This is a genomic window from Pseudomonas sp. FP1740, assembly GCF_030687165.1.
Lineage (GTDB): Bacteria > Pseudomonadota > Gammaproteobacteria > Pseudomonadales > Pseudomonadaceae > Aquipseudomonas.
Map to the genome: position 1 here is coordinate 158,357 of NZ_CP117461.1, position 13,899 is coordinate 172,255.

Annotated in this window: 12 protein-coding genes; 10 read left to right on the top strand and 2 right to left on the bottom strand. The window is 62.4% G+C overall.

Translation table 11 applies throughout. The annotated features are described in order from the left end of the window. Nucleotides 1–19: 19 nt before the first annotated feature. From PSH69_RS00680 to PSH69_RS00720, 9 genes are all read left to right on the top strand, one after another. Nucleotides 20–886 carry an ABC transporter permease gene (locus tag PSH69_RS00680; protein WP_018929405.1) on the top strand — a complete coding sequence of 289 codons (867 nt, stop codon included), beginning with the start codon at nucleotides 20–22 and terminating at the stop codon, nucleotides 884–886. A 58-nt stretch (nucleotides 887–944) separates the two neighbouring features. After that, nucleotides 945–1,865 (top strand): LysR family transcriptional regulator, encoded by a 921-nt coding sequence (locus tag PSH69_RS00685; RefSeq protein ID WP_019651583.1) that lies wholly within the window; start codon nucleotides 945–947, stop codon nucleotides 1,863–1,865. A gap of 126 nt (nucleotides 1,866–1,991) precedes the next feature. Beyond that, complete coding sequence (locus PSH69_RS00690; RefSeq protein ID WP_258612921.1) at nucleotides 1,992–3,530, top strand: MFS transporter; 1,539 nt, start codon at nucleotides 1,992–1,994, stop codon at nucleotides 3,528–3,530. A gap of 26 nt (nucleotides 3,531–3,556) precedes the next feature. Next, nucleotides 3,557–4,627: an HlyD family secretion protein gene (locus PSH69_RS00695; protein ID WP_305410725.1), complete on the top strand. Its 1,071-nt coding sequence runs from the start codon at nucleotides 3,557–3,559 to the stop codon at nucleotides 4,625–4,627. Continuing rightward, a complete protein-coding gene (locus PSH69_RS00700) occupies nucleotides 4,624–6,192 on the top strand; it encodes an efflux transporter outer membrane subunit (RefSeq protein WP_305410726.1) in 1,569 nt (522 codons plus the stop codon). Before PSH69_RS00695 ends, PSH69_RS00700 begins: the two co-directional genes overlap by 4 nt. 124 nt (nucleotides 6,193–6,316) lie before the next feature. Beyond that, a complete protein-coding gene (locus PSH69_RS00705; RefSeq protein WP_305410727.1) occupies nucleotides 6,317–7,099 on the top strand; it encodes an efflux RND transporter periplasmic adaptor subunit in 783 nt (260 codons plus the stop codon). Then, nucleotides 7,096–8,415 (top strand): efflux RND transporter periplasmic adaptor subunit, encoded by a 1,320-nt coding sequence (locus tag PSH69_RS00710; RefSeq protein ID WP_305410728.1) that lies wholly within the window; start codon nucleotides 7,096–7,098, stop codon nucleotides 8,413–8,415. Before PSH69_RS00705 ends, PSH69_RS00710 begins: the two co-directional genes overlap by 4 nt. Further along, nucleotides 8,416–10,512, top strand: coding sequence for a biotin/lipoyl-binding protein (locus tag PSH69_RS00715; RefSeq protein WP_305410729.1), 2,097 nt, complete (start codon nucleotides 8,416–8,418; stop codon nucleotides 10,510–10,512). Nucleotides 10,513–10,523: 11 nt separating this feature from the next. After that, nucleotides 10,524–11,021, top strand: a complete 498-nt coding sequence (locus tag PSH69_RS00720; RefSeq protein ID WP_305410730.1) for a GNAT family N-acetyltransferase — start codon at nucleotides 10,524–10,526, stop codon at nucleotides 11,019–11,021. 58 nt (nucleotides 11,022–11,079) lie between these two features. Here the strand turns inward: PSH69_RS00720 and PSH69_RS00725 are convergent, their stop codons facing one another. Both PSH69_RS00725 and PSH69_RS00730 read right to left on the bottom strand, forming a co-directional pair. Continuing rightward, complete coding sequence (locus PSH69_RS00725; RefSeq protein ID WP_019651576.1) at nucleotides 11,080–11,391, bottom strand: hypothetical protein; 312 nt, start codon at nucleotides 11,389–11,391, stop codon at nucleotides 11,080–11,082. A gap of 56 nt (nucleotides 11,392–11,447) precedes the next feature. Then, nucleotides 11,448–12,035, bottom strand: a complete 588-nt coding sequence (locus PSH69_RS00730) for a phage tail protein (RefSeq protein WP_305410731.1) — start codon at nucleotides 12,033–12,035, stop codon at nucleotides 11,448–11,450. Nucleotides 12,036–12,310: 275 nt separating this feature from the next. On the opposite strand from PSH69_RS00730, the gene PSH69_RS00735 reads away from it, so the two are divergent. After that, nucleotides 12,311–13,882, top strand: coding sequence for a glycosyltransferase family 39 protein (locus tag PSH69_RS00735; RefSeq protein WP_305410733.1), 1,572 nt, complete (start codon nucleotides 12,311–12,313; stop codon nucleotides 13,880–13,882). The last annotated feature ends 17 nt before the right edge of the window (nucleotides 13,883–13,899 follow it).

Sequence of the window (13,899 nt, forward strand, 5' to 3'; positions counted from 1 at the left end):
CCATTGAGAGGAGTGCCCGATGAGCCCGTTATCATCCGCGCGTAAAGAGTACGAAACCGTTTTGCAGCCGCTGACGAGCGTCCCGCTGGAGCGTGAGTTACCCCTCGGTCAGCGTCTCTGGCAACAGGGCTGGTTGCGTAAAAGCCTGATCCTGATTGTGCTCGCGCTGCTCTGGGAAGCCGTTGCCCGTTACCAGAATAACGATCTGCTGTTGCCAGGTTTTCTGCAAACCGCCAGCGCGCTGTACGACGGCCTGCTCAGCGGTGAGCTGTTGGGCAAGGTGTGGATTTCGCTGGTGGTGTTGTTGAAGGGCTACCTGATCGGGATTGTGCTGGCGTTTGCCCTGACCACGCTGGCAGTGTCGACGCAATTGGGTCGCGATCTGCTGAGCACGCTGACCTCGATGTTCAACCCGTTGCCGGCGATTGCACTGCTGCCGCTGGCGCTGCTGTGGTTCGGGCTGGGGCAGAACAGTCTGATTTTTGTACTGGTGCATTCGGTGCTCTGGGCGTTGGCCTTGAACACCTATGCCGGGTTCCTTGGCGTTTCGGAAACCCTGCGCATGGCGGGGCGCAATTACGGCCTCAAGGGCATGCGTTTCGTGTTGTTCATCCTGATCCCGGCCGCGTTGCCGTCGATCCTCGCCGGTTTGAAAATCGGCTGGGCGTTCGCCTGGCGCACGCTGATTGCCGCTGAACTGGTATTTGGCGCCACCAGCGGCAAGGGTGGGTTGGGGTGGTACATCTTCCAGAACCGTAATGAGCTGTACACCGACAAGGTGTTTGCCGGGTTGGCGGTGGTGATCCTGATTGGGTTGCTGGTGGAGAATCTGGTGTTTGATACGTTGGAGCGGGTGACGGTGAAGCGTTGGGGGATGCAGCGGTGATCCTTTGATCTGCTAGCATTGCGTCTGAATCAATCCAGATCAGCCATGAGTGCTCAGCATGCAACTCCCGGACATGAACCTGTTGGTCGCCCTCGACGCCTTGCTCGACGAGGGCAGTGTGGTGGGCGCTGCGCGACGGATGAACCTCAGCCCGGCGGCGATGAGCCGGACGCTGACGCGGATTCGCGAGGCCATCGGCGATCCGATTCTGGTACGCGCCGGCCGTGGCCTGGTGCCGACGCCCAAGGCGCTGGAGCTGCGCGAGCAAGTGCGGGACCTGGTGGAACAGGCCGCTTTGCTGTTCCGTTCTGCCGATGACGTGGACCTGGGCAGCTTACGCCGGCGGTTCAGCATTCGCGCCAATGATTTCTTTGTGGGCGTCTATGGCGGCAAGCTGTTCGACACGATGGAACGCCAGGCTCCGCATTGCGAACTGCGCTTTGTCCCCGAGGGCGACGGGGACGATGAAGCCTTGCGCGAAGGACGCATCGATCTGAGCGTCAGCAACAATCGACCGCTGATGCCGGAAGTGAAGGTGCAAAACCTGTTCTCCACCCACTTTGTCGGGTTGGTGCGCGAAGATCATCCGCTGTTCGACGACGAGATCACCGCCGAGCGTTACGCCGGCTTTTCCCATATCAGCATGTCCCGTCGCGGGATCGCCCGTGGGCCGATCGACACGGCGCTCAACGCCTTGGGGCTGGAGCGGCGGGTGGCGGTGATTGCGCCGAGTTTTCATGCGGCGATGTTCGCCTTGCCGGATTCCGACCTGATTCTGCCGGTGCCCAAAGAAGCATTGCTGAGTGTGCGGCGCCTGGGCTTGAAGCTGCGCTCGTTTACCCTGCCGATTCCGCTACCTACCCTCATGCTGACCCAAGCCTGGCACCCGCGCTTCGACAAAGACCCGGCGCACCGCTGGATGCGCGAGACACTCAAGGCTTGTTGCGACGAGACCTGGCTGGCGGCACAGCCGGTTTGAAGATCAAGGGATCGCAGCTTTTAACCATTGCGTGTGGTGCACTTATAAGCTGCCAATAAGTCAATTTTCGTAAGCCCCCGCGCTTCCTAAAATGCTTCGGTATCCCCCTTCCGGAGCGTGCAGTACATGACTTCCCTCACGGTCACGGCGTCTCTCGCTGCGACTACTCCAGCGACCGCCGTCGCACCACCGGTCTTCGGCCCGCGAATCATCATCGGCCTGGTGGGCGTGTTGCTGGCGGTGCTGGTGTCGGGCTTGAACGAGATGGTGACCAAGGTCGCCCTCGCCGACATTCGCGGTGCGTTGGCCATCGGTTACGACGAAGGCACCTGGCTGGTCGCCAGTTACACCGCGACCTCGGTGGCCGCCATGGCGTTTGCTCCTTGGTGTTCGGTGACATTCTCGTTGCGGCGCTTCACCTTGTGCGCCATCAGCGTTTTCACCCTGTTGGGCGTGCTGTGCCCGTTTGCCCCGAATTATGAAAGCTTGCTGGTCATGCGCACCCTGCAAGGCCTGGCCGGTGGTGCGTTGCCGCCGATGCTGATGACCGTTGCGCTGCGGTTCCTGCCGGCCAATGTGAAGCTCTATGGTTTGGCCGGTTATGCCCTGACGGCAACCTTCGGCCCTGGTCTCGGCACGCCGCTGGCCGGGTTGTGGACCGAGTACGTCGGCTGGCAATGGACCTTCTGGCAAATCGTCGTGCCGTGCCTGATTGCCATGGCGGCGGTGGCTTACGGTCTACCCCAGGATCCGCTGCGCCTGGAACGCTGCAAGTCATTCAACTGGCGTGGCTTGCTACTGGGGTTTCCGGCGATTTGCATGTTGGTGATCGGCATCCTGCAAGGCAATCGGCTGGACTGGTTCGAGTCGAGCCTGATCTGCGCACTGCTCGGCGGCGGGCTGCTACTGCTGGTGCTGTTCCTGATTAACGAGTGGTCGCAACCGATTCCGTTCTTCAAGTTGCAGATGCTCGGCATCCGCAACCTGTCGTTCGCGTTGTTGACTCTGGCCGGCGTGCTGGTGGTGTTGCTCGCGGTGGTGATCATTCCCTCCAGTTACCTGGCTCAGGTCCAGGGCTATCGCCCGCTGCAGACGGCGCCAATCATGCTGTTGGCGGCGTTGCCACAGTTGATCGCGCTGCCGTTGGTGGCGGCGCTGTGCAACCTGCGTTGGGTCGATTGCCGCTGGGTGCTGGGGATCGGCCTGAGCATGCTGGCGCTGTCTTGCATCGGCGGCTCGCAGCTGACGTCGGCGTGGATTCGTGACGATTTCTACGTCCTGCAATGGCTGCAGATTTTCGGTCAACCCATGGCCGTGCTGCCGCTATTGATGCTCTCCACCGGCAGCATCACCCCGATGGAAGGACCGTTCGCCTCGGCCTGGTTCAACACGGTCAAAGGCCTGGCGGCAGTGATCGCCACCGGTGTGATCGATGCGCTGACCACCGCAAGGCTGCATTTCCACTCGAGCATGCTGGTGGACAACCTCGGTAACTCGCCTCTGGTTGATAGCGCCAGCGCGAACCTCGCTCACCGCCTGCATCAGCAGGCTGTGGTGCTGACTTCTTCCGATCTTTATCTGTGCATGGCCGGCGTCGCGGTGGCGCTGATCCTGCTGATTTTCTGGCTGCCGACGCGGATTTATCCACCGCGCGCGCCAACTTGAACGCTTCACTGGAACAGAAGGTTTTTATGACGACTCAATCAAAGCAAAAAGTCGCTGTCGGCGTTGCCGCAGCGATGGCGGTCGGCGTGTTGATTTACCTGCTGGCGCCGGGCTTGTTCGGCAAGCGTACACAGCAAAGCACCAACGATGCCTTCGTCTCGGCGGACTTCACCCTGGTGGCGCCGCGCGTGGCGGGATTCATCAAGGAAGTGCTGGTGGAGGACAACCAACAGGTCAAGGCCGGGCAACTGCTGGCGTTGATCGACGACCGCGACCTGCGCGCTGCCGCTGAGGCTGCCGACGCGCAAACCCTGGTGGCCAGGGCGCAGCTGCAAAACGCCCGGGCGACCCTGGAACGCCAGACGTCGGTGATCGCTCAGGCCCAGGCTACGGTGGTTTCGGCGAAGGCGGAGATGGCTTTCGCCGAGCATGAACTGAACCGCTACAACCACCTCGCCGGGGTGGGCGCCGGCACCGTGCAGAATGCCCAGCAGGCGCGCACGCGCATCGATCAGGCCACCGCTCGGTTGGCCAATGCCACAGCGGTGCTGGCGGCGGAACGCAAACAAGTGGAGATCCTGACCGCCCAGCGCGATGCGGCAGAAGGTGGACTGAAACGCGCACAAGCGGCGCTGGAAATGGCCAGTTATGAACTGTCCTATACGCGCATCGTTGCCCCCCAGGACGGCATGGTCGGCGAGCGCGCGGTGCGGGTCGGCGCCTATGTCACGCCGGGCAGCAAGATTCTGGCCGTGGTGCCGTTGGAGCGGGCGTATGTGGTTGCCAATTTTCAGGAAACCCAACTGATCGACGTACAGCCGGGGCAGAACGTGCAGGTGCATGTCGACAGCCTTGGTGGCGAAGCCCTGCAGGGACGCGTCGAGAGTATCGCACCGGCCACCGGCGTGACCTTCGCGTCAGTCAAACCGGACAACGCCACCGGCAACTTCACCAAGGTTGTGCAACGGATTCCGGTGAAAATCATCCTCGATCCAGGCCAGCCATTGGCTGAGCGATTGCGGGTGGGGATGTCGGTGGAGGCGAGTATTGATACTGCCAGCGCTACGGCCGATGAGCATGAGGTCGCACAACGATGAACTTCGCTAATCGCACATCCCCGTGGCGAGGGGGCTTGCTCCCGCTGGGCCGCGAAGCGGACCCAAAATTTGCGAGTGCTGCGCACTCGAACGGGAGCAAGCTCCCTCGCCACAAGGTCAGCATTCATTCAGTAGTTTTGGTGTTGAGTCTGTTTTCATTGAACGCCTGCACCGTCGGCCCGGACTTCCAGCGCCCTCAGGCACAGCAAGTCGCCCAATGGTCGAAACCGGCCAAAGCCGCCGCCAGTCAGGCCGTTCCCAACGAGATGGACGAACGCTGGTGGGAAGTGTTCCACGATCCGAAACTCTCGGCCCTGAACCAACGCGCCCTGACCGACAACCTCGACCTGAAACTCGCCAGCAGCCGTTTGCAACAAAGCCGCGCCGCGCGCCAGGTAATCACCGCCGAGCGCTATCCCAACACTGCCGCCACTGGTAGCTACGGGCGCAAACGCAACAGTGGTGAAGGCCTGAACGATCCGTCGGGCAATAACGGCGACTCGGCGTACAACCTGTGGGATGCTGGCTTTTCCGCCTCCTGGGAACTGGATTTCTGGGGGCGTGTGCGCCGCGAAACCGAAGCCGCCGATGCCACCCTGGAGGTGGCGGAAAACGATCGCCGTGGGGTGCTGCTGTCGGTGCTCGCCGAAACGGCTCAGGACTACATTCAACTGCGCGGTGTGCAAAGCACCCGGACCGTCACCGAGCAGAATCTCGACGTCGCCCGGCATAGTTTGAAACTCTCGCAACTGCGCCTGGCCGACGGTGTGGCGACGGATCTGGACGTCGCCGAAGCCGCCGCGCAAGTCGCGGCCATCGAATCACGTTTACCGGCGCTGGAGCAGCGTCAGTCGCAACTGATCAACGCGCTGAGCCTGTTGATGGGCGAACCGCCGCAAGCGTTGTCCGCCGAGTTATCCACAGACGCCCCGGTGCCGCAAACCCCGCGACAGGTCGCCATCGGCTTGCCGTCGCAATTGGCCGAGCGCCGCCCGGATATCCGCCAGGCTGAAGCCCGACTGCATGCCGCGACCGCCAGCATCGGCGTGGCCAAGGGTGACTTCTATCCGCGAATCACCCTGTCGGGCAACATCGGTTCGCAAGCCCTGCAACTGAGCGATTTCGGTTCCTGGGGCTCGCGCTCGTTCAGCATCGGTCCGCAATTGAGCTTGCCGCTGTTCGACGGCGGTCGGCTGCGGGGCGTGTTGCATCTGCGCGAAGCCCAACAACAGGAAGCCGCGCTGGCCTACCAGCAAACCGTGCTGCGGGCCTGGCATGAAATCGACAATCAACTCACCGCCTACAACGCCAGCCAATTGCGCCGCGACAGCCTCGCCGAAGCCGTGCGCCAGAACCAGATCGCCCTGCGCACCGCGCAACAGCAATACGTCGAAGGGGTGGTGGATTTCGTCAACGTCCTGACCGTGCAAGGCGAATTGCTGGCGACCCAGCAGCAGTGGGTCGAAAGCTCGACCGGGGTGTCGTTGGCGATGGTGGGGTTGTACAAGGCGTTGGGTGGGGGATGGGAGTCGGTGTATCCGGTGGCGGAGATGGCGCAGCGTTGATATGGAGGATTTGTATGGAAATTAATACCTATCCGCCAACGCGCGCTCCAACCAATGATGGCCATCCGCTTGACGAGCCTCCCCGCTGTCGTAGACTCCGCTCATCCGTCAGGGAGTTACGGTTATGCGGCGTTTTCGTGTTTGGGTTGCGGGATTAACCTTTGTAACGTGCGTAGTACAGGCGCAAACGCCTGCGCCAGACGATCCGTTGCTGGAAAGCAACGCGGTCGGCGGTAACACGTCAACCAGCAGTGAGGCCCGTGGCGTGCTGCGAGCCCGGGATCAGGCGGTGCTCGCCAGCGAGTTGTCCGGGCGGATTGTCGAGTTGCCGTTCAGTGAGGGCGAGTCGTTCAAAAAGGGCGACACCCTGGCGCGGTTTGACTGTTCGGCTTATCAGGCTCAGCTCAACGCGGCTCAGGCCGCCAATCGTGGCGCCGGTGAAGAGCTGGCCCATAACCGGCAACTGGCGGCGCTGAATTCGGTGGGGCGCTTTGAAGTGGCGCGGGCCGAGGCCAAGGTCAGCGAAACCCAGGCGCAATCTCAGGTTTATCAGGTTCAGGTCAAACGCTGCAGCGTGGTCGCGCCGTTCGATGGCCAGGTCGTCGAGCGCAAGGTCAAGCGCTACGAAAGCGTTGCCGCCGGCGCGCCGTTGCTGGATGTGGTCGATAATCGCACCCTGGAAATTCACCTGTTGGTGCCATCACGCTGGATGGGCAAGCTCAAGCCCGGCCAGACGTTCAGTTTTGTCCCCGATGAAACCGGTCAGCCGCTGGATGCCACGGTCAAGCGCCTCGGCGCGCGGATCGACGAAGGCAGCCAGACCTTGCTGCTGGTGGCGACGCTGCCCAACGCCAGCGGTCTGTTGGCCGGCATGAGCGGAACGGCACGTTTCGCGGAGCTCAAGTGAACGCCCCGGTAACGGGCGGCGCCGAGCAGGTGTTCGCCAGGTTTCTCGACCTCGAACGCCAGACCCGCGCGGCTCGTAATCCTTCGCAACTGGCTTACAGCCTGGTCAATGACGGCCAGGCGCTGTTCGGTTTTCGCCATGCCGCGTTGTTGATCGCCGGCAAGGTGCAGGCGGTGACCGGTGTCAGTGCGGTGGAGCCGAATGCACCGTTCGTGGCGTTTGTCGAGCAAGCGGTCGCGCAGCTGTTCAAGCTCGAGGTGCTGAAACAGGCGCGGGTGATCGCGCCCGATCTGCTCAGTGAATCGATTCAGGCCGATTGGCAAAGTCTGTCGGCCGCTCAGGTGTTCTGGTTGCCACTGATTGATCATCAGGGCGAGATCTTCGGCGGGCTGTGGCTGGCGCGAGATGTGCCATGGAACCCTGCCGAGCAGGTGCTGTTGTCGCAACTGGGCGACACCTACAGCCATGCCTGGCTGGCGCTGCAACCGCGCAAACCCTGGCGACTGCGCTGGACGCGTAAGCGTCAGGTGGCACTGGTCGCCGTGTTGTTGTTCGGGTTACTGATTCCGGTGCGCCAATCGGTGTTGGCACCGGCTGAAGTCGTCCCGTTGGGCGGCCGGGTGGTCGCCGCGCCACTGGACGGAGTGATCGCCGAGTTCCTGGTCAAACCCAATCAGACGGTGAAGACCGGCGACCTGCTGCTGCGCTTCGAAAGCACCACGCTCAAGGCTCAGGCTGATGTGGCCGAGCGCGCTCTGGGCGTTGCCGAAGCGGAACTCAAGGCCAATTCCCAACGCTCCTTCGCCGATGCCGAATCCAGTTCGAAAATCGATCTGCTGGCCGCACGTGTCGAGCAGAAACGCGCCGAACGGGATTACGCCCGTGAACTGCTCAAGCGCAGCGAAGTGCGTGCCGAGCGAGACGGCATCGCGGTGTTCGCCGACGCCGAACGCTGGACCGGTAAACCGGTGCAGACCGGCGAGCGCTTGATGGAACTCGCCGACCCGAATCAGGCCGAGTTGCGCATCGAATTGGCCGTTGGCGATGCGATCGCCCTGGAACCGGGGGCGCAGGTCGCACTGTTTCTCGACAGCGATCCACTGCAGCGGCACCAGGCCAGACTCGAACGTTCGGCCTATGAAGCGCAGCCAACAGCTGGCGGGCAACTGGCTTATCGACTGGATGCGACATTCGACGGCGCACCGCCGCGCATTGGCCTGCGTGGCACCGCGAAAGTCTTCGGTGACCGTGCGCCGCTGGCGCTGTACCTGTTGCGTCGACCGCTGGCCGGGTTGCGTCAGAGCGTGGGCCTTTAGATGAGACTGCCGAGCCTGCGGGCAGACCTGCAATTGTCGACGGCGGCGCCGGCCCTCGACGGGTCACCGTGCTGGACCCTGGCCGACCCGGTGCGTGGGCGTTATTTCAAACTCGGCGCGGCGGCGATGCGCTTGCTGCGTCATTGGTCCCTGGGCGATCCCGAGCAGGTGCTGCGTGCCGCCAACCGCGAGCCAGGGCTGCCGCTGGACGGCGCGGCGCTTGAGCAATTGCTGGAATTTTTGCGCGGCCACGACCTGATCAGCGCCCTCGACCCATCGCAGCGTGCCAGTTACAGCCTGAAGGCCGCGGCTCAGCGCCAAAGCCTATGGAAAATCCTGCTGCATCAATACCTGTTTTTCCGGATTCCGCTGTGGCGACCGGACGCTTTTCTCAATCGCGCCTGGCCGTGGCTGGAGCGTTTCGGCCCGCGCGCATTGCGCTACGGATTGCCCGCGACGCTGGGGCTCGGGGTGTTTCTGGTGTCGCGGGACTGGCAGCGATTCATTGCCACCTTTCCACACCTGTTCAGCCTCGGTGGTGCGCTGGCGTTCGCGGTGGCGCTGTTTTTCGCCAAGCTGTGCCACGAGTTCGGCCACGCCTTCATGGCCAAGCGCGCCGGTTGTCGGGTGCAGAGCATGGGCGTGGCGTTCATGGTGCTGCTGCCGATGTTCTACACCGACGTCAGCGACGCCTGGCGGGTCAACGACAGACGTGCGCGATTGCTGATCGGCGCCGGCGGGGTGCTGGCGGAACTGGTGTTGGCCTGTATCGCGCTGCTCGCCTGGTCCCTGCTGCCCGATGGCCCCGGGCGCACGGCGGCGTTCATGCTCGCCAGTGCGACCTGGATCACTACGCTGGTGATCAACCTCAACCCGTTCATGCGTTTCGACGGCTACTTCTTGCTCAGCGACTTCTGGGAAGTGGACAACCTTCAGGGGCGCGCCTTTGCCTTGTGTCGCTGGCGATTGCGCGAGTTCCTGTTCGGCTACGCTGCCCCGGCGCCGGAGCCGTGGGCGCCAAAGATGCAGCGGCGGTTGTTGATCTGGGGATACGGCTCGTGGCTATGGCGCGCGGCGTTGTTTTTCGGGATTGCTCTGGCGGTCTATCACCTGTTCTTCAAGGTGTTGGGGATCTTCCTGATGCTGGTGGAGCTGGTGTGGTTCATCTTCCTGCCGATCCTGAGCGAGTGGCGGCAATGGTGGAGTCGTCGCGAACAGGCGCATACGCCTCGGGTACTGCTCAGCAGCCTGACATTGTTCGGGCTGTTGTTGCTGCTGGCGCTGCCGTGGCGCAGCGCGGTGGAGTTGCCGACGATGCTGGAGGCGGGACACACCAGCGCCTTGCACGCGCCGGTGGCGGCGCGGGTAAAAACGGTGAATGTGCATGACGGCCAGGTTGTCGCCCAGGGCGAGGTGCTGATCGAGCTGGAATCACCGGACCTGGACTCACGCCAGGCCATCGTCCGTCGCGAGATCCAGATTCAGCAATTACAGATGCGTCGTCAGGCCGGTCGTAGCGAAACCGCGGCCGACGCCGGAATCGTCGAGCAGCGCCTGGCGGAAGCGGTGGCTGAATACCGCGGCCTGGTCGCCCAGCGTGAGCGACTGCTATTGCGCGCGCCCCACGCCGGCAAGGTGCGCGACCTGCTGCCGCAGTTAACGGTCGGTCGCTGGCTTTCGACTAAAGATCCTTTGGCGCGGGTGGTCGAAGACGGCGCGCGGTTGCGCGGTTATCTGGCTGAAGCCGAGCTGTGGCGTGTTGCTACGGGTGCTCGCGGGCGGTTCATCGCCGATGACCCGATGCACCCGGCGATCGCCGTGCAATTAAGCGAAATCGATACCAACGGCGCGGCTTATGTCGATCAAGAGGCGCTGACTTCCGATCATCACGGGCCGATTGCCGTACGCCGGGATGAGCATCAGCGCGCCGAGCCGGTGCAGGCGCAGTATGGCGCGCGGTTGAGCGTCCTCGAAGAGACGCCGACGCCGGTGCAACCTTTGCGCGGCATTGTGGTGTTGCAGGGCAGCGGCGAATCGTTGCTGGGCGTTGTCTGGCGGCGCATGGCAGCCCTGGGGGTCAGGGAAAGCGGTTTCTAGGGAGAACAGCGATGGCGAACAGCAATTCAGTGGCGGCGGACGGCCTGGTGGTCAGACCTTCGCGGACCAGCGATGGACCTTTTCTTCACAGCCTTTACCAGGCGGCGCGGCCGGATCTGCAATGGATCGACGGCGAGCAGGAAGTGGTTCAACAGGTGGTTGCCCAGCAATTCACCGTGCAAGAACAAGGACTGGGGGAAAACTTTCCCAACGCCATGCACTACGTGATCGAGAAACTCGACACAGCCATCGGCGCGCTGACCACCGACTTCGGTCCCAATGAAATTCGCGTGCTGTACCTGGCGTTCATCCCCCAGGCCCGAGGCCGGGGTTACGGGCGGACGGTGCTGCAAGGCGTGCAAAAAGCCGCACAACAAATCCGTTGCCCGGTGGCGACGGTGGTCTGGGCCAACAATCCCCATGCGCGCCAGCATTACCTGGCGCTGGGGTTTCAGGTTGAAGAGCGCAACCCGGCGGCGGAGCGGTTGGTGTGGTACCCACAGGGTTAAGAGCAATACAAAAAGCTGTGGTGAGGGGCTCACCACATAAGCCCGCCCCCACAAAGTTTCAGTTGAAGGCGATGTAGAAATAACCCACGTCGGGATCCCGCCCCATGTTCGGTACTCGCGAGACGAAAATATTTTCCACCTGACCCAGTTCCGGCAACTCCAGCGCACACAAGCCATCGACAAAGTCAGTGGGTTGCAGGCTGTTGAGCTCGACGCTGAACGGCATGCGCTCGCTTTTGGGCATCTGTGAATGGGGCGTTTCTTTAAGGGTGTCGATATGGATCGGCAATTCACTGCCATCGGGCAGCCGCAGCGTCCCGGTCTTGCCCAGCAGTGCCTGAAAGTGTTGGCTTTGGACCTGTTGCAGCATGGCATCCCTCCATCAAGCAAAAGTGGCCGGGGGATGTGCATCCCCCGGCCAGACCCTCAGTTACGCGAAGGGAACAATCCGTTCAGGGCGATGCTGAAGTTGAGCACCAGGAACGGGTTCATCACCGTCATGGGCAAACCATTGCCGGCGGACGAGATTTCCCCCGTCACCGTGCTCGTGACACCCTTGAGCGGTACCGCCGCAGCACCTTGCTGATCGGAGTAGATGCTCGCCGAGCCTGGCCCGCCGCCCGAGGCACCGATGTACGAGTTGGTCGCGGTCGGGTTGGTGACCGGGTTGCTCGCCGGGCTGGCCAGTTGCAGGGTGGTGGTGGCCGTGAGCCCGGACAGGGCGTGGGTGTGGTTGGGCAGGTTATTGATGGTCGCGGTGACGTTTTCGGTCCCGGAAACTTCGCCGATGACGCGCGGGGTCAGGCCCAGGCCGTTGCCTTGGGCCATCGGCATGCGGCCCTGCAGGTTGGGCAGCATGAAATTGGTGGTGCCATTACCTCCATAGTAGGTGCCCAGCAGTGAGAACAGCGCTTGGTATTGCGAGATCGCCAGCGTCTGGCCGTAGCACAGGGCCCAGCCGTTGGGGGCGAAGTTAAAGGCGAAAGGTTGGATAGTGCCCATGAAGACTTCCATAGTTCCTCATCCCTCAGGTTAGTGTCTGATATGTCACATCGCAGGCCCGGTTATCCGGGCGGATCGCAGTGATCAGCCGACTCCGTTCATCTCCGTGGCTGGGTCACGCCACGCCAAAGCGTAGACGCTGATCGGAATGATTGCCGGACGTCGTCCGTCGTAAAGCCAGCATCGACGACGGGCCTGAGCCTGTCCTACAGTGCTTGAGAAAATTGCATATTCACTGGTCGAAGTTCATCAGGTCGAGGCACATCAGGTTGAAACAAGGGGAGGCAATGGAGGCGCGCAGAGAAACACCGCTGGGTGACACTCAGGATCCGCACGCGACACCGGGCTCATGGGCGGCGGCCCGTCGCTTATTGCGGTGGGCGCGGGAGCACTGGCTGCTGCCGATCCTGGCATTGGCTGCGCTGGTGCGTTTTTACGACCTGACGGCGGCGGCGATCTGGGGTGACGAAGGGTCCAGCCTGTTGCTGAGCCAGTACTCTCTGGCCGGGATCTGGGAACATGCAGCCCATGATGTGCATCCGCCGCTGTATTTCATGCTGCTGCATGGCTGGATGGAGCTGTTCGGCGACGGCATTTTTTCGATTCGTTGTCTGAGCGCGCTGCCGGGGATTGCCACGGTCGGGCTCGGTGTCTGGCTGGTGGACTTGCTCGCGACCCGCCGCGCCGCGTTGCTGGCCGGGGTTCTGCTGGCGCTGTTGCCGACGGCGGTGCGGTATAGCCAGGAAGTGCGGATGTATTCGCTGTTGGGGATGTGGCTGATCGGTGCCACGATCGCCTTGGTGTACTGGATAAAACGGCCACAACGCACGCGCTATCTGGTGATCTACACCCTGCTGATGACAGTTGCGTTCTACACCCATTACTTCACCGCGCTGTGCGTGCTGTGTCACTGGTTGTATCTGGGCCTGATCCGTGTGCAGCCAGGGTATCGACTGCGGCACATTCAGCGCTCGGGCTGGTGGTTGGCCAATGTGGCGATTGTGCTGTTGTACCTGCCGTGGGTGCCCAGCCTGATCGATCTGATCCAGCACTTGGATCTGCTCAAGGCCAATGGTGATGTGGGGTGGGAGCCCCCCGTCATGCTCGACTCATTGCCGTCGATGATCTGGTCGCTCCTGATCCAGGACGATGGCGAGAACCTGCCCACGCTGATTTTTATCGCGCTGCCACTGGCATTGGTGGCCCTGGCGGGCGTGGCGCTGGCCCGCGACCGCAGTGTGTTTCGTGGCAGTGCGCTGGCGGTGATCTACACCGCGATCCCGTTATTGCTGGTGTTTGCGGTGTCGTTCATCTCGCCGGTGTTCATCGAGCGTTACCTGACCGCTTACGCCTTGGGTCTGCCGATGGTTGTCGCGCTGGCCGTCGATCGCTTGTACGCAGACTTCAAGGTCTTGGCGCTGGCCGTGCTGCTGCTGTTTGCCGGTGTCGAGCTGGTGGGGGTGAAGAACAATGCCACGGTGGATACTGAGGATCAGATCAGCGTCATGGCCAAACACGTGAACCAGCACTTCATGCCCGGCGACCGAATCGTCACCAGCGACATGCTCTGGTACCTGAGTTACGTCTATTACAACCAGACCGACGCCAAACCGATGCTATACACGCCACCGTTGGCCGATGGCCGGTCGAGCCGGCCGAATGCCTACGGTTTCGGTACGCTGGTGACCAATGACATCTACCTGGATAGCCTCGGCGCCTTGCCCAAAGGCACTGGTCGGGTATGGCTGGTCGGTAGCATCGAGGGGGCGGACGAGTTCGCTCCGTTGCCCGCGGGCTGGCGACGCGTCGACGAAGCCCGGGGGGGAGGCGCCGTGGCACGCTTGTATGTGCTGAAGTAATTCGTGGTTTCAGGGCT